At 60.2% G+C, this 26,278-nt stretch carries 20 protein-coding genes and 4 pseudogenes; 14 read left to right on the top strand and 10 right to left on the bottom strand.

What is annotated here, in order from left to right:
* Nucleotides 1–215: 215 nt before the first annotated feature.
* Nucleotides 216–836 (top strand): annotated as a pseudogene (locus QA639_RS33665) (IS110 family RNA-guided transposase); the annotation flags it as partial.
* A 257-nt stretch (nt 837–1,093) separates the two neighbouring features.
* Here QA639_RS33665 and istB read toward each other — a convergent pair.
* Nucleotides 1,094–1,837 carry an IS21-like element helper ATPase IstB gene (gene istB, locus QA639_RS33660; protein ID WP_283088184.1) on the bottom strand — a complete coding sequence of 248 codons (744 nt, stop codon included), beginning with the start codon at nt 1,835–1,837 and terminating at the stop codon, nt 1,094–1,096.
* Nucleotides 1,838–1,848: 11 nt separating this feature from the next.
* Nucleotides 1,849–3,387, bottom strand: coding sequence for an IS21 family transposase (gene istA, locus QA639_RS33655; protein WP_283090658.1), 1,539 nt, complete (start codon nt 3,385–3,387; stop codon nt 1,849–1,851).
* A 203-nt stretch (nt 3,388–3,590) separates the two neighbouring features.
* Between istA and QA639_RS33650 the strand changes: the two are divergent.
* From QA639_RS33650 to QA639_RS33640, 3 genes and pseudogenes are all read left to right on the top strand, one after another.
* Nucleotides 3,591–4,029 (top strand): annotated as a pseudogene (locus QA639_RS33650) (IS110 family RNA-guided transposase); the annotation flags it as partial.
* Nucleotides 4,030–4,633: 604 nt separating this feature from the next.
* Nucleotides 4,634–5,787, top strand: a pseudogene (locus QA639_RS33645) (IS3 family transposase).
* Nucleotides 5,788–6,581: 794 nt separating this feature from the next.
* Nucleotides 6,582–7,121, top strand: a complete 540-nt coding sequence (locus tag QA639_RS33640) for a hypothetical protein (protein ID WP_283088183.1) — start codon at nt 6,582–6,584, stop codon at nt 7,119–7,121.
* 1,061 nt (nt 7,122–8,182) lie between these two features.
* Here QA639_RS33640 and QA639_RS33635 read toward each other — a convergent pair.
* The 7 genes from QA639_RS33635 to QA639_RS33605 all read right to left on the bottom strand — a co-directional run bounded on the left by QA639_RS33635 (nt 8,183) and on the right by QA639_RS33605 (nt 14,521).
* Nucleotides 8,183–8,731 (bottom strand): cysteine hydrolase family protein, encoded by a 549-nt coding sequence (locus QA639_RS33635; RefSeq protein ID WP_283090657.1) that lies wholly within the window; start codon nt 8,729–8,731, stop codon nt 8,183–8,185.
* 320 nt (nt 8,732–9,051) lie between these two features.
* The gene (locus QA639_RS33630) at nt 9,052–9,618 is read right to left on the bottom strand and encodes a hypothetical protein (protein ID WP_028338236.1); all 567 of its coding nucleotides are present in this window, start codon (nt 9,616–9,618) and stop codon (nt 9,052–9,054) included.
* Entirely contained in the window at nt 9,615–10,115 is a 501-nt protein-coding gene (locus tag QA639_RS33625) for a hypothetical protein (protein ID WP_283088182.1), read from the bottom strand. The genes QA639_RS33630 and QA639_RS33625 overlap by 4 nt, the downstream gene beginning before the upstream one ends.
* Nucleotides 10,112–10,912 (bottom strand): hypothetical protein, encoded by an 801-nt coding sequence (locus tag QA639_RS33620; protein ID WP_283088181.1) that lies wholly within the window; start codon nt 10,910–10,912, stop codon nt 10,112–10,114. Before QA639_RS33620 ends, QA639_RS33625 begins: the two co-directional genes overlap by 4 nt.
* 12 nt (nt 10,913–10,924) lie before the next feature.
* Nucleotides 10,925–11,395 carry a hypothetical protein gene (locus tag QA639_RS33615; RefSeq protein ID WP_157348922.1) on the bottom strand — a complete coding sequence of 157 codons (471 nt, stop codon included), beginning with the start codon at nt 11,393–11,395 and terminating at the stop codon, nt 10,925–10,927.
* A 40-nt stretch (nt 11,396–11,435) separates the two neighbouring features.
* Entirely contained in the window at nt 11,436–12,968 is a 1,533-nt protein-coding gene (locus QA639_RS33610; protein ID WP_157348923.1) for a phenylacetate--CoA ligase family protein, read from the bottom strand.
* 2 nt (nt 12,969–12,970) lie between these two features.
* Nucleotides 12,971–14,521, bottom strand: coding sequence for a pyridoxal phosphate-dependent decarboxylase family protein (locus QA639_RS33605; protein ID WP_283088180.1), 1,551 nt, complete (start codon nt 14,519–14,521; stop codon nt 12,971–12,973).
* A gap of 318 nt (nt 14,522–14,839) precedes the next feature.
* Here QA639_RS33605 and QA639_RS33600 point away from each other — a divergent pair.
* Nucleotides 14,840–15,019 (top strand): annotated as a pseudogene (locus tag QA639_RS33600) (ISL3 family transposase); the annotation flags it as partial.
* A 479-nt stretch (nt 15,020–15,498) separates the two neighbouring features.
* Here QA639_RS33600 and QA639_RS33595 read toward each other — a convergent pair.
* Nucleotides 15,499–16,038: a YfbU family protein gene (locus tag QA639_RS33595; RefSeq protein ID WP_283088179.1), complete on the bottom strand. Its 540-nt coding sequence runs from the start codon at nt 16,036–16,038 to the stop codon at nt 15,499–15,501.
* 921 nt (nt 16,039–16,959) lie between these two features.
* Here QA639_RS33595 and QA639_RS33590 point away from each other — a divergent pair.
* From QA639_RS33590 to QA639_RS33550, 9 genes are all read left to right on the top strand, one after another.
* Nucleotides 16,960–17,205: a hypothetical protein gene (locus QA639_RS33590; protein WP_283088178.1), complete on the top strand. Its 246-nt coding sequence runs from the start codon at nt 16,960–16,962 to the stop codon at nt 17,203–17,205.
* Nucleotides 17,206–17,425: 220 nt separating this feature from the next.
* Nucleotides 17,426–17,587 carry a hypothetical protein gene (locus tag QA639_RS33585; RefSeq protein ID WP_157349000.1) on the top strand — a complete coding sequence of 54 codons (162 nt, stop codon included), beginning with the start codon at nt 17,426–17,428 and terminating at the stop codon, nt 17,585–17,587.
* A gap of 890 nt (nt 17,588–18,477) precedes the next feature.
* Nucleotides 18,478–19,200, top strand: coding sequence for a ParA family protein (locus QA639_RS33580; RefSeq protein WP_283088176.1), 723 nt, complete (start codon nt 18,478–18,480; stop codon nt 19,198–19,200).
* Nucleotides 19,163–20,173, top strand: coding sequence for a hypothetical protein (locus tag QA639_RS33575; protein ID WP_283088175.1), 1,011 nt, complete (start codon nt 19,163–19,165; stop codon nt 20,171–20,173). Before QA639_RS33580 ends, QA639_RS33575 begins: the two co-directional genes overlap by 38 nt.
* Before the next feature lie 783 nt (nt 20,174–20,956).
* Nucleotides 20,957–21,751: a hypothetical protein gene (locus QA639_RS33570; RefSeq protein WP_283088174.1), complete on the top strand. Its 795-nt coding sequence runs from the start codon at nt 20,957–20,959 to the stop codon at nt 21,749–21,751.
* Between the two features lie 1,186 nt (nt 21,752–22,937).
* Nucleotides 22,938–23,327, top strand: coding sequence for a hypothetical protein (locus tag QA639_RS33565; protein WP_283088173.1), 390 nt, complete (start codon nt 22,938–22,940; stop codon nt 23,325–23,327).
* Between the two features lie 501 nt (nt 23,328–23,828).
* Nucleotides 23,829–23,927, top strand: a complete 99-nt coding sequence (locus QA639_RS33560; protein ID WP_283088172.1) for a cupredoxin domain-containing protein — start codon at nt 23,829–23,831, stop codon at nt 23,925–23,927.
* Between the two features lie 20 nt (nt 23,928–23,947).
* On the top strand, nt 23,948–24,190 hold the full coding sequence (locus QA639_RS33555; RefSeq protein WP_283088171.1) for a multicopper oxidase domain-containing protein: 243 nt from the start codon (nt 23,948–23,950) through the stop codon (nt 24,188–24,190).
* 484 nt (nt 24,191–24,674) lie between these two features.
* Entirely contained in the window at nt 24,675–26,267 is a 1,593-nt protein-coding gene (locus QA639_RS33550) for an ATP-binding protein (RefSeq protein WP_283090656.1), read from the top strand.
* Nucleotides 26,268–26,278 lie beyond the last annotated feature (11 nt).

Here is a 26,278-nt window from a genome sequence, read left to right as displayed (position 1 = left end):
GCCCGCAAGGACATTTGCCCGCGCCGAACCTGGCGGCCAAAACCCGCCGTTCGCCGCTCATCCGGAGCAACATCTCGCGGGCTACGCCGGTGCGCGGCGGCGATCAGGGTGAGACTCGCTCTCATCCTGATTGATGTGGTGGAACGGCCCGCTCCGACAGCATCATCGTGCTAAGACGTGGTCGTTGTTCGAACGCCACAAGGAGGGACCGTTCCATGAAACAGGTTAGCACCATCGGATTGGATTTGGCGAAGCACATTTTTCAAGTTAACGGCGCGGGTGGCGATGGCTCACCGGTGTTCAACCGGAGACTACGGCGCAGCGAGGTGCTGCATTTCTTCTCGAAGCAGCCAGCCTGCCTTGTGGGAATAGAAGCCTGTGGCAGCGCTCATTATTGGGCACGAGAGATTGCAACTCTCGGCCATGAAGTGCGGCTGATCCCACCAGCTTACGTCAAACCGTTTGTGAAGCGTGGAAAAACGGATGCGGCGGATGCCGAGGCCATCAGCGAGGCTGTGACTCGCAAGACCACGCGCTTCGTTCCGATCAAAACGGCTGAGCAAAAAGCCGCAATGATGTTCCTGAAGAGTCGCGCACCTCTGGTCAAACAGCAAACGCAGACGATCAACGCCCTGCGCTCGCATCTGGCCGAGTTGGGCATCATTGCCGGCGCTGGCCGAGCAAAGGTCGAGGCGTTGGTTGCAATCGTACGGGATGTAGCAGATATCCGCTTGCCTGCGGCAGCGCGCGTCGCCCTGACGGCAGTTGCCGATCAAATCGAGGCTCAGGCGGACCAGATTGACAAGCTCGAGCGAGCCATTGTTGCTGCGGTGCGGATTCCGATGATCTCGCCCGGGTGTACCGATTTGATCTCGCCCAGGATTCCGAGATGATCTCGCCCACCATTCCGATTTGATGTCGCCCGGGGCACGAGGCGTTCTGGCTGTTTGGTTTCTGGCATCGGTGAAGCCGCGGGGTCAACCTTGAATCGCGGCTTGAGGCCCTTCTTCGTCTGCTGTTGGTCTGCTGTGGGCATGTGGGCTACGCTCTTTGCGTTGTCCAAGCGTAGCGGCATGTCCACAGCGCCACTTGCTCAGGCTTTTCGGCCGGGCTTACGGGTTCGCCGCATGCTCTCGCCGTTGAGATCGATCCGGTGGGCGTTATGGACCAGGCGGTCGAGAACGGCGTCGGCGTAGGTGGGGTCGCCAATCAGCGCGTGCCATTGATCGACGGGGAGCTCCCTGGTGACGATGGTGGAGCGGCGGCCGTAGCGGTCCTCAAGGATCTCCAGGAGGTCGTGGCGCGCCGCGGCGTCGAGTGGCTCGACGCCCCAGTCGTCGAGGATGAGCAGATCGACGCGGCCGAGCGCGCGCAGCAGCCGGGGGTGGCGGCCGTCGCCGCGCGCCAAAGCGAGATCGGTGAACAGCCGCGGGACGCGCTGATAGAGCACGGAGCGATTGTCGCGGCAGGCCTTGTTGCCGAGCGCCGAGGCGAGCCAGCTCTTGCCGACGCCGGAGGGTCCGCAGATCAGCAGGTTGGCGTGGTCGTCGATCCATTGGCCTTCGACCAGCATCGTCAGGAGGCTGCGGTCGAGGCCACGCGGGGTGCGATAGTCGATGTCCTCGACGCAGGCCTGCTGGCGCAGCTTGGCATATTGCAGCCGCTTCGACAGCCGCTTGTCGCGTCGCAGCGAGGCTTCGCGTTCGAGCAGCAGCGCGAGCCATTCGGCATGGCCGAGGCTTGCGGCATCGCCGCCGGCTTCGATGTCGGCAAAGGCCTTGGCCATGCCATGAAGGCCGAGCGCGTGGAGTTGATCGAGGGTCGGATGGGTGAGCAAGGCGTGATCTCCTAGTTGTAGTAGCGCGGCCCGCGGATGTTGGGATGAAGGACCGGCGCGTTGTCCGCGGGGCGCTTGGGTGAAGGACGCCGATCGAGGTTGTTAGCAAGGATCGATTTGACCGAGCCGTAGGTGCGCGCGCCGATGTCGATCGCCCGCATGGCGGCAGCATCGAGCCGCTCTTGCCCGTAGGATTGGCCGAGCCGGATGATGCCGAGGCAAGCGCGGAAGCCCTGCTCGGGGTGCGCCCGCTCATCGAGGATCAGGTCGCACAGCGCCGCAGTGGCCGGCCCGATCGTGGCGGCCTCCTTGCGAATGCGCTCGATGGTCCTGCCGGCGTAGCGCCGATGACTGGACGCCATGTGTTCCGGCACGGTGGTGCGCTTGTGGTTGCCGCTCATGCGCTGATGCGCGGCGATCCGCTCGCCCTTGTGGAAAAGCTCGACGGTGCGGGCGGTGAAGCGCACCTCGACCTCGGCGCGGACGAAGCGATGCGGGACGCTGTAGTAATGCGCCTCGACCTCGACGTGATAGTCGATGCTGACCCGGCAGATCCGCCACTCGGCGAACACGTAGGGGCTCTCCGGCAAGTCCTTGAGCGCCGGCCGGTCGATCTCCTCCAATAGCTTGCGGCGGGTCACGCCGAGCCGCCGGATCGGCCGCTCCTCGTTGAGCCGGGTCATTAGCTCGGTGATCGCCGCGTTGACCTCGGCGAGGCTGTGGAAGGTGCGGTGGCGCAGCCGCCCGAGCAGCCAGCGCTCGACCATGAGGACCGCCTGTTCGACCTTCGCCTTGTCCCGTGGCCGTCGCGGCCTGGCCGGCAGAATGGCGGTGCCGTAATGCGCCGCCATGTCGGCGTAGCTGCGGTTGATCTGCGGGTCGTAGAGGCAGGCCTTGATCACTGCGACCTTGGTATTGTCCGGCACCAGCAGCGCCGGCACGCCGCCGATCGCCTCGAAGGCGCCGACGTGGCTGCTGATCCAGTCGGCGAGCCCCTGCGTCCAGGTCGCCTGCGCGTAGGTGAAGCTCGATGCGCCGAGCACCGCGACGAAGATCTGCGCGGCGCGTCGCTCGCCGGTGAACCGGTCGATTACCACCGGTACGCCGTCGCCGGCATAGTCGACGAACAGCTTGTCGCCGGCCGTATGCGACTGGCGCATCGTCACCGACAGGCGGCCTTCCCAGGCGCGGTAGAGCCCGCAGAACCGCGAATAACGATACCCGCCGGGTTCGCCCGCGATGTACTCGTCCCACAGGATCGACAGCGTCACATGCTTGCGCCGGAGTTCGCGGTGTACCGCCGCCCAGTCCGGCTCGGCCTGCCGGCGATGGCCCCGCCGGGTGCCGGGACCGGCTCCCGCGCTGGCGAACAGCCGGGCTTCCAGCGCAGCGTCGGTGATGTCGTCGGGCAATGGCCAGGTCAGCCCCGCTGCCTCGAACCGGTGGATCGTCAACCGCACCGTCGAAGGGGCTGTCCCCACCCGCCGCGCAATCTCGCGGGTCGGCATCCCGGCCGACTTCAATCTGATCACATCGCGCACATGGCGCATCGCAAACCTCTCCGTCGGCATCCAGGTCCCCCTTCGCAAAGCCGAAAGGCGGGACCGTATCGGAGCCAGAAGAGGACCTCGTCACCCCGGGCGACATCATCCCGGAATGGTGGGCGAGATCATCTCGGAATGGCGGGCGACATCAAATCGGAACGGTGGGCGAGATCATTCAGGAATCGTGGGCGACATCGAGCGGAATCAGCATTGCTGCGGCAAAGACCGACAAGGACATGCGCCGACTGACTACGATCCCCGGCATTGGAGCCATTACAGCAGCGACCATCAAGGCGCTGGTGCCAGATCCCGGCGGCTTCAAATCCTCTCGTCACTTTGCTGCCTGGCTGGGACTGACGCCGCGACAGCATTCGAGTGGGGGGCAAGGAGCGGATGGGACGCATCTCGAAGATGGGAAACCCCGAACTTCGGAGCCTCCTCATTTTTGGGGCGACATCCGTCCTGCGAATTGCCCGGAAGGCCGATCGAACGCGGCCATGGTTGAAGGCGCTGCTCGCCAGACGTCCGTACAAGGTGGCAGCGGTCGCGCTGGCCAACAAGACAGCGCGAATTGCTTGGGCGCTCTTGAACAAGGGCGGGATTTACCGGTGTCCGGAGACGCTGGCGACGACTACGGCTGCCGCTTGATGAATATAGCGGCTGTCAAAGAGATCTGACCGGCGCGGGCCGGCAGAGGGCAAGGAGCAATAACAGGCGATGAACCCACGGGACGAAATCCCGGCATGAGTGAGGCTGGCGCGACAATGCGCATCAAGCGCGTCTGATTGATTTAGCCCCTTGTGTCGCGGACTTCATCGAGGCCAGCGGTCATGCGCCGCGCTTTACAGGCCGTATACATGACCGCACCGCTCCCATGTGTGAAGCCGACTGAGAAAGTTCTTGCGCCCGCGGGCCGTTCCATACATGTCGCGCTATACGCCGGACTGATGCAGGGTGAGCCTATACCGGGTTCAGCAAGCTATACGAGGCCAACCGCAAAGCAGGACCGATCATCGAGGCTGCGCGTGGTGGGCGCACGGTAGGCGCAAGTTCTTTGAACTAGCGTGACTCAGCAAGGCGCCGATCGCGGCAGAGGCGGTCCCGCCGTGACGTCCGGCGTTGAGCCGCCATCTTTTTTGACCAGGTTTCCGAAGCACCGTTCGATTGACAGGCCATTTCGTCGTCACCCTCTGAGCTGCTGCCGGTTTGATGGACACCAAGATTAGGTGTTTCATGAAGCCGGAGGTGGGCAATGAAGAGACGGAAGTTCAGTCGCGAGTTCAAGATCGAGGCGGTCAAGCTGGTCAGGGAACGCAAGGTGTCGGTGGCGCAAGCTGGCCGCGACCTGCACGTTCATGAGAATGTTCTGCGCAAGTGGGTCAAGGAGTTCGGCTCCGATCCGGTGCAGGCCTTTCCCGGCCACGGGCAAATGAAGCCTGAGCAGCAGGAGATCGAACGGCTGCGGCGTGAGGTCGCCAAGCTGAAAGCCGAGCGGGACATCCTAAAAAAGGCCGCTGCCTACTTCGCGAAGGAAGCGACATGAAGTTCGGCTTCATCGCGAAGCACCGGGCGATCTGGCCGGTGGCATGGCTATGCGATGCGTTGGGGGTGTCGCGGTCGGGCTTCCATGCCTGGCTGAACCGCTCTCCCAGCGCCAAATCCCGCAGCGACGAAGAGCTCGGTGGCAAGGTCAAGGCCAGCTTCATGGCCAGCGACCGCACCTATGGCGCGCGCCGAGTGTGGCGTGATCTGCTTGCCGACGGGGCCGACTGTGGCCTGCACCAGATCGAACGACTGTTGCGCCTACAGGGCCTGCGGGCACGGCCGCGCCGGCGGCGCTTGCCGAAGGACAGCGGCGATCGGCAGCTCGAGACGGTGCCGGCGAACCTGCGGGACTGACAGTTTGCTGCCGAGCGGCCGAACCAGAAGTGGATCGCCGACTTCACTTATCTCTGGACAGCCGAGGGATGGCTTTATGTGGCGGCGGTGATCGACCTGTTCTCACGCCGGGTGGTGGGGTGGTCGATGAACGCCGTCATGACGGCTCAGTTGGTGACCGATGCGCTGCTGATGGCGATCTGGCGGCGGGGTGAGCCGGATGCGCTGTTGCACCACTCGGATCAGGGCAGCCAATACACAAGCGAGCAGTTCCAGAGCCTGATGGCCGACCATGGCATCGTCTGCAGCAAGAGCCGTTCCGGCAACGTCTGGGACAATGCGGCGATGGAGAGCTTCTTCTCCTCGCTCAAGACCGAACGCACCGCCAGCAAAATCTACAGCACCAGAGACGAGGCACGCGCCGATGTGTTCGACTACATCGAGAGATTCTACAATACGACCCGCAGGCACTCGACCATCGGCTATCTCAGCCCGGTTGAGTTCGAGCGCAAGGTGGGATTAGCTTAACCCGGTGTCCATCAAACCGGCAGCAGCTCACTCTCGCAAATATCCGCGACAGCTCGACACTTGGTTGGACCGCCAAGCCTTCTAAGCCGCCATGGGCCTAATATCCGTAAACCGCACTCCGTTTCTCAGCACCGCCCAGGTTATATCCAGGCTCGCTTGTTTCCGAAAGCGACAACGGCGACATTGTGATGGGCGCGTTCTATGAGTACTTTCGCCGACCGTTCCCAGCGGCGTGTCCCGCTCAGCTATATGGGGCTCAGTTGCGACCACGAATCCAAAGCACTATGTCGCTCGATCCAATTACGCGTCTTGGATAATACGGGTTTATCGTTCCAGCTAACATCGTAGTCAAACTTGCAGGAGGACTATTCAGAAGTTCGCCCGCAAACTTCTTTGCGTCAGCTTCACTCGGAAAGGTTCTGGTTTCTCGAATGGGATATCGATTTGGCCCCTTCGATTGATTAAAGGAAACATACCAAGTGTGTCGTAGCCATGTCCGTTTCGTGCTCATCGGCCGATGATGACTATATGTTCCAAAACCGACCGACGCATGCGATGTAACCAAGTCGGTACCGCGTTTTCAGTGGCGATCGATAACCAAGGTGGTCATAGCGCCAACATCAGGTCTTTTCCGGTTATTTGTAGTTTGATTGTGTCCGACAATTATAGAGATTTGAACCCGCAAGTTCTTGTAGTTGACCAGCGTGGCGTTCTCTGGGCCGAATCGCTCTCACATACCACCTTATGCCGGTCGCAACGCTCGAACCGGGACTGAAAGGCAGGAGAGCCAAACTATGTCTCCATTAGAAGCAATCGCCCGTTGGCTGGATGACCAGGACTTGGATACGCAACTGGAGGTCGCTGCATTCGCGACATTCCTGCTCTTCGGGGAACGTGCCGTTCTCACGCTTGGTACGCCGGACCAGCTCGAAACTCTTCAACGATGGCTGACTGAACCAAAGTTGGATTCGCGGGCCGCCGCAGGTCGTGCTCTGACCTTCCGAGTCGTCTTCGAGTACTTTGCCGAGGGGCGAATTGCAAAGGACGGATGGAAACAAACCGAGGAGCTGCTGATCAAGACTCTGAAACAGGCTGAACGCGACGGAAGGTTTGCGGCTGCGCGCAAGGCGCAAAGGAAGCTACAACTATTGCCAGCTCGAAAGGAGAACTGGTTTCGTGTTGCGAAATCCTGGAATGGCTTGGCGGCGACTTATTTAACACGCCAGGCTCTTATTGGAGCGCCGGCGAGATGCGACTTGAGAGGAATTTCAAGTGGTGAATGTCCTCCCTTGGTGCCCACGGCGGCTGCTAAAACCGGCATGCCAAGTGCATGAGCAGTTTTCGCACGGCCCGCTTTGTGATACCCAGTGATCTCCTGCTCTACCGACGTCTGGTTCGCGCGCTACACATCGTGGACGCCACCGAGCGGGCCGCCGCCTCAAGCGGTGGACCTTGTACGGCGTACTTCGGCCGAGCACATCAAGCGATCGAACATTGACGGGACCGGCCATTGCGCTGGCGTTCCGCTCGTGGTTGACCGCTTCGTCCCCGATCCCGCCCCGTACGACGGGCCTTGCGGGTTGTCTGTCCTCACGCACAACCGCCATCCACTAGCCACATTGACGGCAGATATGGCCACACTCGCGATACGAGCGCTGCGGTTTTGAACGACGGCGGAAGTGATGCTCATGCGCGATGCTCCTCATGCGCGGCGTCGAAAATGATCTTAATCAGCCTAAAGAACGTGAGCGGATGTTTGCGTATGAGTTCTGTGGTTGCCATCGCACATGGCCTCCGCGTTGGCGGTAGTTTCCCCGGTAGTTTCCCCGAATGCGGCGAGCTTGTCGGAGGGGGCGGCAGACCGAAGAGCGGCTTGGAAAGCCGGTGTGATTTGAGCCTGTCCATCGCAGCGCGCCTCCTCAGGCGATTGTGAGTGCTGGCCCTTCGAAGATAACTTCTGTTTTCGAGGCGGCGGCCTATCCATAGGCACCGATCGGCCAATTAGGAGTGGTTGCGATCTCCCCTCACACCATTGCCTGCGTGTGACTTGGTGGCGTTCTCCAAAGCCCTCTTCACAGCTTCCACGCAGCTTGCCGCACGGAAGAGGCGCAGCAAGCTGAAGCAACCGCTCGTGCGAGGCTGCGCGACGCCGGGCAGTCCACTTGGCGCGGGCGACATACGTCTCACAGGAGCGAGCGGCGGGCGCGCGCGGGTCGCGTTTGGGGTTGGTACGCAACACGATCTCCTTAAGTGGGCGAACGCGATCGCCGCGGCGGGTATATCGCTCGCCCGCAGATCAGATTTGGCTTCTGTAAAATGCTTCTGCCTGGAGGCCAGCAGACTTTAGCGAACCTTAGGTTTCACGTGACTATTGTTAGCCGAGGCCGCAACGGCATCAGGCTGCTAGATAGTCACTGGTCATCGTGACCGTGCCATAGGCCAAGCCAAGGGCCGCCATAAAGGCCGCATGAACCTGCACAGCGGGCACGATTATGCCACCGAATGGAAGGTCGCAGGTGGCGCAAGCGTCGTGCAAGATCGTGGTCTTGTAGCCGTAATCGGCGGCTGCCCGGCTGGTCGCATCGATGCACATGTGGCTCATTGCTCCGATGATCACGACCTCCTTAACGCCCCCGGCATCGAGCCGCTGCTTCAGATCGGTGTCGCGGAAGGCGTTGGGATAGTGCTTGACGACCAAGGCCTCACGTTCTAGTGGCTGGACAATGGGATTGATCTCTACCCCTCTGGTGTTCGGCGCGAAGATAGAGGGATGACTTTCCTGCATTTCGTGCTGAACGTGGATAACCGCGTCCCCACGCGCGCGGGCGGTCTGAATCACCCTAGCTGCGTTGGCGGCCGCATGCACGATACCAACCAGGGGCAGCTTGCCATCTGGGAAGTATTCATTTTGGATGTCGATGACGATGACGGCGCGCTGGCTCATAAGATTTCCCTCAGATTGTTGGACAAAGCAGTCGATCAGGAACGACCCGCGTAGGCGCGGGATCTGCGACGTGTAGGCCACCAGATATCGTTACCCATATAATCCCCTTCACTTTCCCGACTGAGTAGGCAGGCTAACGGGCGCTTGGACCCTTTCGGAGGTGAATCGAAGGATCGGGCAATCGCCGGCCCGAGCGCCGTTCCACCTTTCTTTGATTCGATGTTACCGATAGCTGCCCAGAAGCGCGCGACAGAGCAGCACGCGATTGGGACGTCCGCGATTGATTGGGTAGGTATGTCCGCGTACAACTTTGCTGCTTCTTATCCATGCTGGCTCGCTGCATGGATGGCGCTCAGAGGAATGACCTGCAAGGCTGGTCCATCCAGGTTGAAGTACGATTTGCGATTTCGATCGACTGTGTCGACCTCAACTACGAGGCGATAGGGATAGAGCCCGGGCTCGAGCTCAAGGTCGACGGCGCCCGCCCAGTAATAGTAGGAGGGCGTCCACGGACCGCGGATCTTGTCCGGGCCGCCATAGATCTTGAGATCATTACATATTTTGCGGAGCTCTGGCGTGCCATCGGGCAGCACAAAAACGATGTTCACGATACGCGCGAACAGAGGCCAGCTACCGTCCGGACGCTTTTCCATATCAGTACAATAAACCAGCCAGTTCAGGGCTTGGCCCTGGCGGCACACTGTCCGCAAGCTGTTCGTGCCTTTACCGGTACTCTCGCCGCCATTGTCCATTAGCCCGGTTTTCCCGCTGAGGCCGCCGGTCCGTAGGGTTCCTGCGACGTCGATGAGTGTGACGATGTTCAGCTGGGTGGAGGCCAAGCTTGGACTGCTGGGGGGCCGCTGCGATGCCGGAGTGACGATCATCATGAACTCCTGGTTCGGGTGACACCTGGGGAAGCGTTGAGAGCGGCCTCGACGATGCGGGATGAACTCCTGGTTCGGGTAGCTCCCGGTGAAGCGTTGAGGGCGGCATCGATGAGGCGCGCGTCGGTACCGTTATCGAGCGTCCGCATCCGGCTGCCAAGCTCCAACGTCAGGCCATACGGTAGGTCGCCGACCGGCTGCTTCACCGTACCAACCCAGTAGCTGACATCGGACTCGGGATAGGTTTCGCGTCGAACCTCACAGATTTCAGCCGGCAGCTTGATCGCTCGTATCGCAGCATGATTTTCGCATTCGATCGGCAACAACGTCCAGATGATCTCGTCTCCGGGGGCCACGGAGGTCGCGAGCCCGGCGGTCGCCTGGTTGCGCGAGCCGCCGAGGCGGTTGTCATCGATCATATAGAGAGAGCCAGCGAGCGTATCTGCCTCCAATGCGGCGACGACATCCACCACGAGTAGAATGTTGATCGTTTTTGTCATATCGCGTCTCCCTCAACGCAGGTAAGTCCGGAGGGCGGTATGGGCAGCAGGCCGGGCAAAAAGCCACTAGTGAAGCCGTTGACGCTCGGAACGTTACTAACCTGAATACCGCACGACAGGGTGAAGAGCCGCGGCTCCCAGAGCATCTTGCCGTTCTCCTGAACGGGGCGGTAGAGCGCCACTTCCATCGTATAGTCGTGGCGACCGACCTTGGCCGTATCAACGGTGGCGCTCCAGTACCAGCCATCCGTCAACGGATCGGGCGAACCGTAGAGGGCCGGATACAGAACACCGTCCTCCACCGCAGCCCCGCGGATCCTCACGACAACTGGAGGCACGCTGGCCGCCGTAGTGGCATCATCAGGCTTCAGGACCTTGCCGGCCGCGTTCAGCACTGGTGCGTCATAGGTGCGAACTGCACCGCGGTCGCGAACCTGCAGGGGCTTCGGAGGGTCAGTCAGCATCTTGGAGATGTGCTCCTGAATCTTGGAGATGTACTCCTGAGTGCGGACGGAGGGGCTCAGCAGTCGTCGTGCGGTGTTGGCAATGTTGAAGCGGTGGGGATAGCTGCGTGGCAGCGTCGGTGGCAGCTGCGCGACACCGACGGTGATCCAGTTCAGGACAGCCTCCATGGCCTGCGAACCATCGGCATTATAGACGCCGGGAACATTCGTCACGCGGGCATGGGGCGGCTGGGCGAATGGGCCCGTATTGTCGATGACATAGGCGCTTCCATCGAGACTGCCCTCCGCCAGGGCCGTCTCGATATCGATAACGGTGACAATCGAGATCTGCATCTTATAGTCCTCCTATTGGAGCGGATTGTGCGGTCGCTCGACAGGCGGTGGCGAGGGGTGAGCCCGAAAGGCCCCTCCTAGCGGGGGAGGCAAGAGCACAAGAGAGGGGCCGGCGATGCTGATCGTGCGCCCACTCAGGCCACCCGTGACGAGCGTCATTCGGTAGGAATGGCGCGAGCCCGGATCGCTCCAAGGAGGCACGTATCCCTGCCATTGCAGTGCCCAAGGGAGGAGGCGGCCCGTCGCCGGTGGCGCAGTGCCATCAAACGACACGCCGCTCAGCCAAGCCATGGTCTGGACGTCAAGCGGCGTTAGACTCCAGCGAACCAGTTGTCCTGGCCAGACCGAGCTGGCCAGCTTGGCGGTGCCAAGGCTTTCTCCGCCAGAGACACCATCGTCAAACATGAAGACGTTGCCCTCGACCGCATTGCCAAGCAGCAGGGCGATAACGTCGACGAAAACCCGGATATTGAGCGGCGTCATTATCTCTCTCCTGCTCGGCGGCGGTCCTAGTTTGCAAGTATCAAATGCGGTCTACAACGAGGGGCACCTTGTCAAATGCCGTGCGGACCAAATCCGCGTTCCTTGGATCTACAAGCCGAATGGCAAAGCTGTATCCCGAACTCCGCAGACTCGTCTCGTTCGCCTCCAGCGCGTCGAAGACGGACAGCGATCGGAGCAAGCCGGCGATGATCAAGGGCGAGGAGCCTTGCGGTCCCAGCCGCATGGCGACCTGCGTCGGAAGGGATGCGGCTTCCGGAGTGCCGATCACCAAGTGCAGCTGCCGCTTCGCGCGATCGATCTGGAACTGCGCGTCGGTAGCGACGCTATCGATGTCCAGAACCTGTCGCTGGCGGAATTCGGCGGTGATCGCCGCCAAGGCCTGCGGCGCCGAATACTGCGTGTCGCCAATATGCATGAAATCGCCGCTGCGGCCGACATACTCAAATTGCACGGCATTCAGGCCGGGCGACTGCAAGTCAGGGCGGCGGATGACTCGATCGCCTATTTTGTAGCGCAGCACGGGGGTCGCATTACCGAACAGGCGCGTGACTACCAGTTCACCTTCCTCGCCTATTTCCGTCCATTGCCCGTCCGGCCTGACCACTTCCACCAAGTGGAGACCAGGTACCGCAGTCAGGACGGGGCTTTCCGGATCTAGCTGCAGGCCGATGGTTTCCGCCTGGGTGGCGGCGAAGTAACTGAGTACGATCAGGCTTGGATAGGCCTGCCTGAGATCCGCCCGCACCTTGGGAGTGAGCACTCCACTGCCATAAAGAGCGATCCGGAAGCTATCCCTCGCCTCGCGAGTTAGCCCGTCGGCAAAACTCGCCAATAGCGCAATGCTTCGTGTAATCCCCATTATCGCCTTCGGCCCCGGATAGGACATCATCCGCTGGAAGACTTCCCGGCTCATCGGACCGGCGCCGATGTAGTTGACCCTTGGGATCTTCTGGAGCACGCCACCCACCATGGTGCCGCTGCTCCACATCTGATAATCGGCTAATGTCGTGGCCACCCATTTGGCGCCGCGGCCACTAAGGTGGCGCGCCATAATGTGTCGGCCCATGAAATCCCCTGCCCAGCGGTAGGTCTCCTGCAGCTCGTCGAGCGAATAGACGGTTTCTGAGGGCTTGCCGGAGCTGGTACCGCCGCTGGCCACGATTTCGAAGCCGCAGCGGTCGATGGGCACGACCATGCCTGGCCGCGTTTCCGTGAACATTTGCTGAAAGGCTTCCTTATCAGTAAGCGGCAGCGTCTTGAACTGCTCGTAATTGTCCACCGGACCGGTCCCGACGGCACTATCGATGCGCCGACGCCACAGCGGATTGATGCGGGCGATGGAGACGAGTTGCGATAGCCTGCGCTCGACGATGGCAGCCTGGATGTCATGAGACAATTCGTCAATCCGGCAACCGATGACAGTCTGCGCGTGCACGAGCGAGGTTAGAAAAGAAGGTAGAGCCAGCACGTCATCCACGGTGCACGGATGCAAGATCGTTTCCGGCAGTACGTGCTGAGCGCAGTCACGGGGTGAAAAGGCGAAGTGGCGCATAGTCATTCCTGAGGCCGGTTCTGCTCGCCGTGTGTAGCGTTGTTTGCAAGAATCTCGCGCGCATGGCGTCGGATCTCTCCCACCATGCCTGCGATGTCGGACAGGCCGATCCGATGATTCATGAGGACCATGCGGAGCATTGTCCGTCCATCCATATCGACCTTGGACAAGAGGTAACGCCCAGCCGCCCGCACGCGGTTGCGCAACTCCAGTTGCAGGCTCGATAACCGATTGCCGCACACGCCAAGCGGCCGATGGACGAAGCAGAGAATATTGGATTCCGGCCGATACGGGACGATGAAGTCCGGCTGATCGGCCAAGTATTGGTGGGCGGCCTCAGTCATCATTACCAGGCGCTCCAACTTATCCGCGAAGGCGCGGGGACCATACAGCGACCAAGCCAGCCAAAGGTTCAGAATCGCGGGGCGCTTCGTACATTCGAAGTTCTTCACGCCGCTCTGCACGGCCGTCATTTCATCTTCCAACGGGTCAAATACGTAGCTGTCCTTCTGGGGAAACGCGGTCTCCGCCAAACCCTTCTCGCGGTAGAACAGCAATGTGCAAAGGGCCGGGACGAACAGAGCCTTATGGGCGTCCAGGCAAAACGAATCGGCAAGCTCCAGTCCCGCAAGGCGAGGCCGCAGCCGGTCGGAAACCAGAAAAGCGCCGTTGTGAGCCGCATCGACATGCAGCCAAGCGCCGCGCCGCTTTGCCAACGCCGCAAGGTCAGGTAACGGATCATTAGCACCGATCGCGGTCGTTCCTGCCGAGGCGATCAGGCAGAAAATATCCAGCCCCTGGGTCGCCGCCTCGTCCAAAGTCGCTGCCGCCCGTTCCGGGCAGATCTGCCGACGGTCGTTCAGAGGCAGGCGTATCACTTGATTTTGGCCGATACCAATGATGCCGGCAATGCGGGAGACGGAGAAATGGGCGTCCTGGCCAATGGCAATGGCAGGCCGGGTTGATCGGCCGGCCGCAAGTCCGCCGTTCCAGCTTCCCGAAAGGTAACGGTTGCGGGCGACGAGCGCAGCGGTCATGTTCGCAAGCGAGGCCCCGGACGTCGTCACCATTTCGAAACTACCCGGTGCCCACCCAATGAAACGGCCGAACACCTCTTCGATAAGCCGGTCCGCAACGTTGGCGAGCTGCCCCGCCTCGTAATAGGAAGCTGGCTGCGGTGCCATGGCGGCAACCATTTCGAAGACGGCGGTGACCGGCATCACCGAACTGAACTGCCGTCCCATATACCCGCGGGAGTTCACCTTGATGCCGGTTTCCAGGTAAAGCTCGACGATGTCGGCGAAGCGGCGTACATCGAAGCGCCCCAAATCAGCCGCCGTCATGAGGTTGCGGGCACTGGCCATCAGATCTACTGGTCTTTGAAGGCGCAAGCCTTCGACGTCATCACGTGACAGCACGTCAGCAAGCCGTTCGATAGCCCAATGAGCGGCTGCGGTGAAATCTCGAACGTTAAATGATGGTTCTATTTCGGAGGCGAATGTCTGGAGCCGACACGGCGACCCTCCATCAAACACGTTCAGTTTGTCCATCATCGTCGCACGCTCAACGCTATTATTCACCGCCGCCGGATGCACGCTCCATGACGGTAGGCATTCTTGGACGCCTATTGTCGTGTTGTTTGAACGACGCAAAGGTGGGACTGGCAGCCACTCGGAAACCTCGGTCAGGAGAAAGTGTGGGCACCGTGTCGTCGCACAGTGCGGCGAATGCCATCCAGAAGCAGTGGCCACCCATCTATGGTCGGTCGCCGCTATCATGAGCCTCTATGGGGCGCAGCTCTAGCTATCGGAACTGGTGGGTCGAGGGCATGCATGTCCGATGGCTCTGAAATTTGTAGGACCATCACTAGCCGGCGCCGGCTCGACCGCATCATGCCGGATCGTAAACCAGAGACTGCCCAAGCGTGGCTATCTGCTTGTTCCCCGATCGCGATTGTCGCCGGCGATCGTGGTGGCGGAGATGGCGAAGCCACGGCAACGGCGCCGCCGCACGCGGTACAGGTCGTTGATCGTTGGCATCTGATGGAGAACGGCCAGTGCCGGACGCTTGGCAGCAATCGCATGTAGATGTGGCGTGATCGCGGATGCTCATGTCGACAAGGCGCTCAAGGAGCTTCGGCGGACCAGGTCGCCCGACGAAGCAAACGCAATCGTAGATCCCGATGGGGAGCAATTTCACAGAGATGTAGGCCGTGAAGCGGTCGACGACGCTCTTGCAGGCAATCCCCGACTGGTTCGAAGAGGCGTGCTCGTGGTGCACCGGTTCAAAGTTGAAAAGGCGGCGCTACGTAATCCTTGGTCTTGGTCCGACCGAGACAAGGGTGCGCATCCTCTTGGACGGCAACATGCGTCCAATGACGCTCCAAGTCTGCCGCTTGGTGGGGGAGCAATACTCATTGCTCTACGGCAAGAGCATTTCGCAAGCGGACTTCGATTCTCCGGGAATCGCGCCAAGCCGACAGGGGCCGATTCGGCTCCGACGACCTCCAGCACAGCCCTGGACGCGCGCTTTAGCCACCTTTGAAGATGGCAATGATATCCTCTTTCGAAAATCGTCCCGTGCCGAGCTTTGTGCGCATCGGCAGATAGACCAGCAGCATCTTGCGATATTGCGGGAGGGATGTCTGCGTATGCGAGTTGTTCGTGGCGCCCGGAACATCCTTGAAGCGATGCAGATCCTGGACGAGGTAGTTCGCAACTCTGTAATGAGGATCATGGTTGCCATCAAAGCCCGGAAAGATGTCGAGTCCATGAGCGGCGTATCCAATATCGTCACGCACCCGCTTCTGCTCCGAGTTCTCAAGCTGCTGAAACTGGTACATGGTCGAGCTGAACATTTCCAGGATATTGACCGTTTCCTTGACGACTGGATTGGGCTCCTCCGATCGCTCAACGGGAATGCCGCTGAAGTGCCAATCGAAGCCCCACAATTGATCGGCGTAGATCGTCTCCGCGACGAAATCGGGATCGACCTCGGGTTCGCCTGGCAGGCGCTTCGAGATATCCGCCAGCATAAGGACGATCAGCTTCTCTCCATCGGTCATCTTCATGGCAATAGGGTCTCCGCACCAGCCGGCTTAGATGCCTGATCAGGTTGCAATTTTAGGCCGACGGTTCTCAGCCGTTAAATCCGTTCGTCGTTTTGAGGCCCCATCGATGGATGAGAGTCTTGATCAGGTGGTTTAAGCGGTTTGCACGCGGTATGTCCGGATCCCGTGGCCCGACGGGCAGCAGGTGAGGCTCCAGAAGGAACGAGCGTTCACGCGCAGTGAGTACAATTGAACTTTTTGGTCCCGTACCCAACAATCAGCGGCTGATTGGCGGGTGCCGCGCACGGCGATCTCTTGCTGTTCCTTCAATAGCGCGAACAATTCTACGTAATTCTTCGCATCGCGGGATCTGGTGGACTCTCTTCAAGCGCTCCGCCGTAAAGATCTTCGCTCACAAGTCCTCCGTTTGAATATCAGAAACACGGAGCCACCTTAAACGGCGGCATCCAGGAGCGACAACCTACCTGCATGTACCCTTACGCAGCTATCGAGACCAGACCGATTGGCACGCCAATTGCCCGGGTTCGACTGAGCTATAGTGCAACATCCGAGAGGCGGCATACCGCGCTCAGCTGCCATGCTATGGGTGCTGACTTCGAGATATCGGCGGCGGCCCGCACGGATGGCTCATGCGCGCGCAGCCGCTGGAGCCGAGCCCCGCGCCACTCCTCATGCGTCGCAGGCGCATCAGCATCGAGGGCCGCGGTATAACGCTGATCCTCTTTTGGCTCGTCGATTGACTGCTCTTCTTGAGGTTGTGAGCCTAGCCCAACGTGCGGTGTGGAGGGAGAGGGTTCCAGGAATGCCACACTCCGGCACCCGGCCCGATTCACGGCCTGCGCGTCCACTGGCTGCGGAATTGCAGGGCTCGACAGCTCGTGGGTATGCTTCCCGAGGCGCAGCAAGATGCGTGGTTGGATAGTGACCGTCGCCATCAAGAAAGACGGCGACGACGATGAAGAGTGCCGGCAAGTAACCTACGCGGTAGTCGCTGACCAGATCGAAGCCGTGCAGCTAACTATAGAAGACAGCGGCGCCAACGCCGCAATGCTCAACTTCCCGCTTGGACCTGAAATGTTGCAAAGTCTGGGCTTGAGGCCAGGTGAGCTGATCATTTTACACGATAGCGAGATTGATCCAATCACCTTGCATCCTCGGCATCATTAGTCGCGTGTCTCATCTCGTTCAGCCGTGTCGGGTTGATGACGCGCGTGTCCGGAAGCTACACGAGCACTTAGGTGGCGCGGTGTGAGTGTACCGTTTTACTCCCTCGCATTCTTTCATCGTCTGGCACGTGGGTTGCTGAGCCAGATAACGCCAAACGCGCCCACACGCCAAACGGCGGAATTGCTGACCGACCATCCACTGCAAGTAGGAGAGCAGTAGCATGGCCGACACTCGGTTGAAGAACTTTATCGGCGCAGCGATCGACCTCGCCGAACGGGCGAGGCAAGTGCTCGATAGCGACGAAGGCTCATATGATGCGCTAGACATTGCGCTGCAAAACTTCGGCGACGCCCATCGCTCTTTGATAGAGGGCGCTTGCTGAGAACGAGATCAGCCGCGCGAATGCACGCGCACCGTACGCAGTGAGGAAAGCCATGAGCAAGAGAAAACGGCCGACGAACTAGGCGCAATCTTCATGGCGGAGATTGCCAAACATCGGAACTGGAGCCAACATTAAGACCGTGGCGATACCCGATCCGGCGCGGCTGCGCCCACCTTCTTAACCTGGTATCCGGGATTTGTCTGCGAGGGCCGCGAGATGGCACCGGCGACCGCTTTCGTATTCGCGAAAGTCCTTGCCAGGCAATATGATCTCGACGGAGACCCGTCTTACTCGATGCTGCACTTCAATAGCCTCCTTGTCAGCTTCGTGCTGGGGATGCTTAGTGCCGCGCACAGCCAAGCGAATGCTGCAGAACGAGGCGTGCGTCGCACTGTTATATATCGATTGCGATGGCGACCGTGGTTTCGCCAGCTCGGCCGTTCCGCACAGGAGTGCGTCGTTTGGGAGCATGAATTACGGGGACTTGGCTCAAACGCAGAGCTTCTCGCCCGGGCATCCGTGCGGCTCTTACGAAGGAAGCATTATCTGTCACGATCTCCCGCTGAATTCGCCAAAAATGGCAACAGCGGACTCACGATTCCGGTATGCCCGCCAAACACATTTCCTCACAAACGGCATGTAGCGAGAAAGGTCAGGTTATGACTCGATGCGTCGTCGCGAAAGCGGCGAACAGTAAAGGTCATCCTGCCTTGCAGCGGACTGGCTGGCATCCTTAAACCTTCGGGCTTGGCGTAGGGTGTCCGCGTGGCCCAATGTTTGGACCGGCCGACGTTTGGCGACGTTTAGCGCGGTACGATAGTTAGTGGGTGGGTGCGCCTTGATTTGGTTGTGAGTTCCGCACTCGCCATTGATGCGATTCACGATAGGAAATGGTACGCGCACCTCGTGTGTTTCATGTCGTTATTGTCCGGGACGCGCAGGCGATGTATGTCCTTGCTCTGGTTACCCAAAAAGGAGGAAGCGGCAAGAGTACGCTGGCGGTCGGAATTGCAGTCGCGGCGATGGCGAACGGGGAGCGCGTTGCGATTGTCGACGCGGATCCACAAGGGACGACCTCAAAGTGGAGAGAGCGGCGCGACCATCCGTATCCGACGATCGTTCGGGTCGCCGATCCCGCCGGAATAGAAGGGGCGCTCGTCAGCCTTGAAGCTGAGGGGATCTGGCTAACGGTCATCGATACCGCGGCCACGAACAATGCCCTGGCTATGCGTGCCATCGCGAGTGCCGATCTTTGCCTAATCCCGGTACGTCCGAGTCTGGCAGACATCGAAGCTGCGATACCTACGCTGATTGCCATCCGTAGGCTCAACCGCCGATTTGCTTTCGTGCTCAATCAGACGCCACCGCGGGGCTGCCGCGTGAGTGAAGCCGCAACGTCGCTCAATTCGCTGGGGGTGCTTGCGCTTCCCTGTATCGGACAGCGCAATGACCATCAGGATGCTCTTGGGACAGGATTAGGCGTGACCGAGTTTTCCCAAGAGGGAAGAGCCTCGGAGGAGGTTCGTGAGCTGTGGTGCTGGATCTTAAAGAAGCTTGTCGAGGGGGCATCAGCTCATGAGCCGCACGCAAGAAACGAAAAAGCGGCGTACTAGGCAGACGCGCTGCGCGCGACGCTCACTCGTGGAGCTTACCGCGGCCGCGAGCCGAGCCGTTGACGATGGCATATTTGTGTTGTCCGGCGGGACTGCTGCTTCCAATCCGCAATGGGAGCACACCGGCGCGAATACGTCTGATCAAACAATCTTTGCAAGGCAAGCGACGGCTCCGAGTCCCTTTGCGGCGCCGCGCGAGGACGAACTCCTGGATTCCGACACTGCCATCGAGATGATGGTGGCGATTTCCAATGACGATCAAGACAGAGCTTCTGAAAGCATCAGAGCCGGACTGGATATTGCGCTGGACCGTGCAACGGACCTCGCCGAGACCCGGGTGGAAGGTGAAGCGGCGTCAAAAGTCGGTCCCATTCTTGAAAACGCTTTCTTGACCGTTCCTAAAAAAGCCGCAACAGAGTGCCGCGCGGATGCGGTCGAATTGATTGTGCAGAAGGAACCATCAGCCGACAGCGCAGGGCAGCCGGAACCACGATACATGCGGCGGCTCACTGACGAGGCGGTCAGATTGCTGGACGATCTTCGGAGCGGCAAGCTGCAGAATGAGGCGAACTTCATCCTGAGCGAATGCTTCAGAGAAGCCGCCAGCGCGTTCTTTATGATCAATCAGCAGCTCAAGCGCGACGGCTATGCCGCGAGCATTGATCCATCAGTCTTCATCTGGCTCGCCAACATCACCGAACCGGAGACGCGCGACACCGGGACCATGCGGCTTGAGATCGTACCCAACCACCGAGGTCGTCCAAGCACGTACACGCGCCAGGTCGCTCAATTCATCTGGCACCTTGTCAAGGGACAGGGCTGCGGGCGACAGGCCGCATATCGAGGGGCGGTCACGAAGTTCACCGTGAGCGCGAGTTTCGCCGAGAAAGCCTACGCCTTTTGGGAGCCGATCTTCGAACGGGCGGGCCCGCGCGTTAAGATGCTGACCCGCATTTCAGATCCAGAAATGTAAAGCTGAGCAGCGCGTTCATTTGGCGGCCGATTTGACTGAGGGCGGGCGCCGGCGAGGACCGGAGCGAAGCCGGCTGATCTGCCGGTGCAGACGCCGACCGTGTACGACCAGGTCAATTGTGCAACGGCGCCGGAGTATTATTCCAGCGGCCACTTATCAAGACGTTAGCCCAGCTTGAAAGGACCAGGATACCTCAGCGAGGCGCAAGCTCGAGGCAATCCCTAGGAACTTTAACCATATTCACAACTTAGCGATGACTTCGCGTTGTGCGCGTGATGCTGAATCAGGCAACCTGTCGGGCGTTCCCTGTTGCAGGTCGCATACAGGTGACTTTGTGGAGTGGATCGACGGAAAAAAGCGACCGATTATCGATTTAAAATTTCCGTTTTATATGATCCTTGAGACTGCAATTCTACGTTCTACGATGGCTTACTTGAAGAAGATCGAAATGACGGTGAGCGCATTGGAAGCACGGTCAGATTCCGCCGGAGCAAGTGCGCCTCCGCAACGCGGCCGAAGCAGACCTAAACCAAAAATAACAAAGCGCAGTTGAGCAACGCTACTCATTCCAGGATTTCGCCGAAAGCGGTAGCAGCAGCCCTTGTCGACATAGGCCCGCTCGACCGCACAGCCGGGTGAGTGTCTCGGTGCGGTCCATAATGTCCCGCAACGTGTGACCCGTCGGTCCACGTCCGTCGAGCGGCCCGCGACGACAAGTCCGCGGCGCGCCAGCGCCTCCATGACGGTGCGAAACGTGACACGAATGGCGACGACGGCAGGCCGGTGAAGAAGACGGTTCAGGTCGGACTCGTCGGCATGCATATCGGGCATAAAAGCGAAACCTCGCCGCAATGGATCTGGGCAACGTTTGAGCAGATCGATAATCTCGACGTCGACCGAGTGGCGCATCCCAACCTGCGTCCATCCTTCTTTGATCCTGACTGCCCGCTGTGCACCGTCAATGTTCAGCCGCAGCTGGATCCCAAGACCAGGCTTTATCCGCGGATACCCGTCCAGGCTTCGCGAACCATTTCGATACCGTCTGACAAGGTCGCCTTGAACCGAGAGGCGCAGGCCGTATTGGCAAAGCTGGGATCGGTCTGGCAATACTATGAGCTGGTCGACACGCAATGGCCGACCGATCCGTCATCTAAGCCTTCGGCCTGGAATAGCGGCCTCAGTCAGGCCGTGAGCAACAAGCCGGGTGGCCAGCCGACACCGGTATTCCTGACGAACATAACGATGGAAACGTACTTCCAGTCCAGCAATCAGCCAGCCTGCAATCAGGAGGAAAACGTTCCAAACAACGTGAACTGCCCGTCCGATTACGCCTCTTTGCCACCGGGGAGCGCTATCACGGCCTATACTCCCAATCCGCCGATCTGGACAACGCCGCTCAACAACGGTTCACCTGCAAAGCCCGGAATAACGACGCAGATCATGGCGACGGAAAGCTGCATGGGCTGCCACTTCTCCGCGGGCGTTATCACGCCGCAGACCGGCAGCAAGAAGACGGGCGGACAGTTGTCCGCCGACTTCTCTTGGCTGCTATCCACAAAGGCACAATATGCTCCGTAGCGGAGCGTGAACTGTGGCGCGAGGCGATAATGGAAGGTTGGGCCGCGCTTTCTTTCCGCATCGCCGGTGGTGACGGCCCGGCCAAGGTACTCGGCTGATGGTTGTCTGCGCCCTCTCGCAGCCTCTCGTGCGTGTTCGCCGTTAGCATGTGAGACAAATTGAAGGTTTTGCGGAGGGAAGAGTTCTGGTTCATCGCAGCAGCAGGAGCGAAGATGAAGCAGAAATCCAGACCGGGCAAAGTACCGGCAGAACTAGCGCTGAAGGACATTCGGCAATGTCAGAATATCGTGGTGAGCGAATCCAGGGGCGGCGACAAGCACAACTTGCGCACAAGGATAGCTGTCGCGACGTCCACAGTGACTACGCACTGTCATCTACAGATACGTGGTTTAAAGACGCTCAAAGCTGATGGTTGATCTTCCGTCACCTGCAAGTTCTTGTAGTTGATTGGCGCGAACTTCTCTGGCCGATTGCACGCGCTCCAAGCCTGTTCAAGCTTGTAAGGACGCTGGCGGGAAGATCAAATGAGCGCCGTTTCGAAAGGTAAGAAGTCCGGTACCTCGACCGGGCGCCTCGTTCTGGCGGGTGTTTTGGGCGCGGCAGCTGCCCTCGTCCGTTCTCCCGACCTGACCAGCGCGATGCAGCGCCAACGGGCCGCCTCCGTCTGGCAAGATCGGCCTTCAGTTCGTTCCCGTGCCCGTCAAGCCCAACGGGCCGGATGGCACCATACGGCCGGGCGCGGTCGAGATCGCATTCGTCAACATGTGATCCCGTGTCGGTTATGCATCCCGGAAGAACGTCATGGCGGACGGCTTGACGCGCCGGGTCGTCCATGGTCCCGCGTTTCTTGTCGCGATTCGGCCAGGGACAGGGCGCTCTGTGGAGAAGGACCTACTGCTCGCAAAGGTCGACAAACCGGCGATCATCACGGCGAGGCGGGGTGTCTTCGCAAGCGCTGCCCCGAATACTCGGTTACAGACCATCGTCAGTTTCAGGAGCTAACGTCGACGGGACGCCGGTCGAGATCGTCGTTGATGGATGGATTGCAGGTGGCCGGGATCACGAGGTCGGCCGCTTCGGACCAACCGTACGCGGCAACGGAGAGGGCGCATCTCTGCATATCGGAAATGTAGAGGGGTCCTGTAGCCGGACCGGATTACTGCTCCCGTTAAGAGGAGGATGCTCGATGGATCGACGTAGATTGTTGTTGAGCGCGGCGGGACTCTTGGTCGCGACGCCGGGGCTTGTCCAAGCCGCTTCGCCGCCTGCGGTCGGCGTATCGGTACTGGCCGGAAAATGGACCTACCGAAGCTTTCACAATCGTCCCGCGCTCGTAGACGGCGACTCGCAGAAAGCGTTGCGCTTGATCTTCGCGGAGGCCGTATTCACGTTCGAGATCAACGGGACTTCGCTGAAGGGCGCGCTCGATTGGCAAGGCGGGGGTCTCGATCTGCAGGGCACGATCCAGCCAGCCAACGGCCCGGTGCCTCTTTCCGTCGCCATCGTCGGCTCAGGCAGACCGAAGACCGACACAGACCGGCTGGGAATACGATTACCGCGCCAACCTTGCGTATGAATGGCCCAACGGTGTCGGCCAAGTACCGGCGCTGGTCGGGACGGTCATCCGGGCGAAGCCGCATGAGGGCGGGCCCGCAGGATACGTCGCGTCCTTCATCGCGGTGAAGCAAACCTGATCGGCGATCGAATCCGGATAGGATCGCTCAAAGGGAAAATGCATATGCGTCGCAGACCATTGTTCTTATCCTCGGTCGTCGCTGGACGCTGTGTCACCGTCGGGCCCCTCGCGTTGCTCGCAGGTGCCGTTGCGGTTCTCGCCTCGCCTGATCCTGTCACTGCACAGTAGGACGCTCGGATAAGGCGGATCGTGACGCCACCACCCCAGATTGTTCAACAGGTCGTCGCGGACTCTCTGACGCAAACTGCGGCAACGGATCGCCGAGACAATTAGCGGCGATTGCGATAGCAAGCGATGGCCTGACGCGCGTCGGAGGACGGCTACCGCGCACGAGGATTCCAGGTCAACAGCGTCCCGTACGATCCCAATGGGCCGCCTCGCATGCTGACGCTGGGATCGGCAGACGAGTGGACCCTGACCGCTGGCGCGCCCGGGCACCCCTTCCATATCCACGTCAATCCATTTCAAATCAAATCGTAGCGATCCGCAATTCCTCAAACATGAACGTGAGCGTCGATGGCGAACCGGACGATCCACAATATGCTAACCTAAAGGGCGAATGGCGCGACACTTTGTTCGTCAAGGGCGGGTACACAATCATCACTCGATCGCGTTACCGTCGGTACATGGGCGATTTCGTCCTTCACTGTCACATCCTGGATCGCGAGGATCGGGGAATGATGCTGAACGTTCGGGTGGCGATCCCGGACGGAGCAGGTGGCGTCGCCAACGGGCATCACTGAAGTGGTCAGCCCGATCCGACAATCATAAGGAGCCGCAATGACTGAGCTGAGCGAGCCGTCTCCGGACTCTCATTTGCGGCCTTTGAGCTGCCGATGTGGCCGGTCGAGCAGCCGCTCCTGCCGGCTGTTCAACACCGCGCTCGATTGCGTATTCTATGATGTACCGCTCCTGTGCGCCGCTTGTTCCGAGGGTGCTGCGATGCAGGTTGCCGGCAAAGGACCGCTCTCGCCGAGCGCCGATTTGAACGCGCTCAGTGACCGAGGAGGCGTTGCTCCCTATGGTCGCGACGACCGCTCACATGTCCAGGAATGCCGGAGGGTAGACAAATTCCTGGGATCATCTAATCGGGAAGCACACGACCTTGACGTCGCGGCGATCACCTCGGCGATTGCCTTCCATTCGTACCACGTCGATCATGATTTGATCGACGGATCGGATCGCCACTGCGCCTTTTTTGAGCTTTTTCCTGGAGTTTTTCCGGACATGTCGACGCTCGTCCCCCATGGCGCTTGCCTTCTGTGGCGGCCGGAGATGATCTGGCTGAACGTCGTTTCCGACGCTTTTGTCGCTGGTGCCTTCTTTACGACCGCCTTTGTGCTTGCATTCTTCGTGTGGCGGCGGCGGCGTCAAGTGATGTTCGGGGGCGTGCTCTTGGCATTCGCTATCTTCGCCGCACTCTGCGGACTGGCCCGCCTGCTTTCGATCCTCACAATGTGGGCGCCGGCTTACGAAATTGAAGCCGTTACCAAGGTCTTGCTTGCGCCGGTCTCGCTTGCAATCACGCTGGCGCTGCTGCTGATGCTGCCGCGGATCCTGGTACTGCCGACGCGTATCCAACTAACTGAAGCCTATGCGGCGCTTGAGGAGGAGGCGAAGCAGCGCCGCAAGGCCGAGGCCATGGTGAAGCGCTTTCAGGAGATCGAGGCCCACGAGGCCCAGATCCGGCAAGCGCAGAAGATGGAGGCTATCGGCCAGCTCACCGGCGGCGTCGCGCACGACTTCAACAACATCCTGACCGTAATCACCGGAACAATCGAAATCCTCGGCGACGCAGTCAAAGATCGCCCACATCTCGCCCAGATTGCCAATCTGATCAACTCTGCAGCCGCAAGGGGAGCCGACCTGACCAAGCATTTGCTGGCCTTCAGCCGCCGGCAACCACTGCAGCCTCGCTCGACCGACGTCAACGAGCTGGTGGTCGATGCTGCGCGTCTGTTGCGTCCAACGCTGGGCGAAGACATCGAAATCGAATCGATGCTGGCGCACGATCTCGCACCGGCCCTGATCGATCCCAGCCAGCTCTCGACGGCGATCCTCAACCTCGCCCTGAATGCGCGCGACGCCATGCCCGCCGGCGGCAAGCTGACGTTGGAAACCAGGAATGCTGTGCTCGACGAGAATTATGCGCGCCTCAATGCCGAGGTCAGACCGGGTCAATATATCATGCTGGCCGTGAGCGATACGGGAGTCGGAATGCCCGGCAACATACTCGACAAGGTGTTTGAGCCATTCTTCACGACCAAGGACGTAGGGAAGGGATCCGGGCTAGGCTTGAGCATGGTCTACGGCTTCGTCAAGCAGTCGGATGGCCATATCAAGATTTGTAGCGAACAGGGTTACGGCACGTCTGTGAAGCTCTATCTGCCGCAGGCCGCGGGGCCCCCGCAGGCACCGGCCGTTGATGCCGGTGTGTCGGGAAGCGAAGGAGGCGACGAATCTATCCTGCTGGTCGAGGACGACGTGCTGGTCCGCGAATATGTCGTGACGCAGATCAGCCGCTTCGGCTATCACACGCTGGCCGCCCGCGATGCCGCCGAGGCGCTGGCCATCATTGACCGGGGCGAACGCATTGATCTCCTGTTCACCGACGTGATGCTCTCGGGCGGGATGAACGGCCGTCAGTTGGCGACCGAAGCGCTCAAGCGGCGCCCCGCGCTCAAGGTACTCTATACCTCCGGTTATACGGAGAACGCGCTCGTCCATCATGGCCGGCTCGACCCCGGCGTGCTGCTCTTGCCGAAGCCTTACATCAGCGCCGATCTCGCGCGGATGCTCAGGATCGCGCTGACGTCGTGAGCAGGTAGGGC

The organism is Bradyrhizobium pachyrhizi (genome assembly GCF_029714545.1).
Lineage (GTDB): Bacteria > Pseudomonadota > Alphaproteobacteria > Rhizobiales > Xanthobacteraceae > Bradyrhizobium > Bradyrhizobium pachyrhizi.
The sequence above is the reverse complement of the archived record's forward strand: the minus strand, read 5'-3'. Positions and strand labels throughout refer to the sequence as shown.

What these genes read in the sequence shown, in the direction of transcription:
- istA (WP_283090658.1), bottom strand. Translation starts at nt 3,387, where the DNA reads ATGCGCCATGTGCGCGATGTGATCAGATTGAAGTCGGCCGGGATGCCG.
- QA639_RS33640 (WP_283088183.1), top strand. Translation starts at nt 6,582, where the DNA reads ATGTCTCCATTAGAAGCAATCGCCCGTTGGCTGGATGACCAGGACTTG.
- QA639_RS33635 (WP_283090657.1), bottom strand. Translation starts at nt 8,731, where the DNA reads ATGAGCCAGCGCGCCGTCATCGTCATCGACATCCAAAATGAATACTTC.
- QA639_RS33630 (WP_028338236.1), bottom strand. Translation starts at nt 9,618, where the DNA reads ATGATGATCGTCACTCCGGCATCGCAGCGGCCCCCCAGCAGTCCAAGC.
- QA639_RS33625 (WP_283088182.1), bottom strand. Translation starts at nt 10,115, where the DNA reads ATGACAAAAACGATCAACATTCTACTCGTGGTGGATGTCGTCGCCGCA.
- QA639_RS33620 (WP_283088181.1), bottom strand. Translation starts at nt 10,912, where the DNA reads ATGCAGATCTCGATTGTCACCGTTATCGATATCGAGACGGCCCTGGCG.
- QA639_RS33615 (WP_157348922.1), bottom strand. Translation starts at nt 11,395, where the DNA reads ATGACGCCGCTCAATATCCGGGTTTTCGTCGACGTTATCGCCCTGCTG.
- QA639_RS33610 (WP_157348923.1), bottom strand. Translation starts at nt 12,968, where the DNA reads ATGCGCCACTTCGCCTTTTCACCCCGTGACTGCGCTCAGCACGTACTG.
- QA639_RS33605 (WP_283088180.1), bottom strand. Translation starts at nt 14,521, where the DNA reads ATGATGGACAAACTGAACGTGTTTGATGGAGGGTCGCCGTGTCGGCTC.
- QA639_RS33595 (WP_283088179.1), bottom strand. Translation starts at nt 16,038, where the DNA reads ATGAAGATGACCGATGGAGAGAAGCTGATCGTCCTTATGCTGGCGGAT.
- QA639_RS33585 (WP_157349000.1), top strand. Translation starts at nt 17,426, where the DNA reads ATGGCCGACACTCGGTTGAAGAACTTTATCGGCGCAGCGATCGACCTC.
- QA639_RS33580 (WP_283088176.1), top strand. Translation starts at nt 18,478, where the DNA reads ATGGTACGCGCACCTCGTGTGTTTCATGTCGTTATTGTCCGGGACGCG.
- QA639_RS33575 (WP_283088175.1), top strand. Translation starts at nt 19,163, where the DNA reads ATGAGCCGCACGCAAGAAACGAAAAAGCGGCGTACTAGGCAGACGCGC.
- QA639_RS33565 (WP_283088173.1), top strand. Translation starts at nt 22,938, where the DNA reads ATGGATCGACGTAGATTGTTGTTGAGCGCGGCGGGACTCTTGGTCGCG.
- QA639_RS33560 (WP_283088172.1), top strand. Translation starts at nt 23,829, where the DNA reads ATGCTGACGCTGGGATCGGCAGACGAGTGGACCCTGACCGCTGGCGCG.
- QA639_RS33555 (WP_283088171.1), top strand. Translation starts at nt 23,948, where the DNA reads ATGAACGTGAGCGTCGATGGCGAACCGGACGATCCACAATATGCTAAC.
- QA639_RS33550 (WP_283090656.1), top strand. Translation starts at nt 24,675, where the DNA reads ATGTCGACGCTCGTCCCCCATGGCGCTTGCCTTCTGTGGCGGCCGGAG.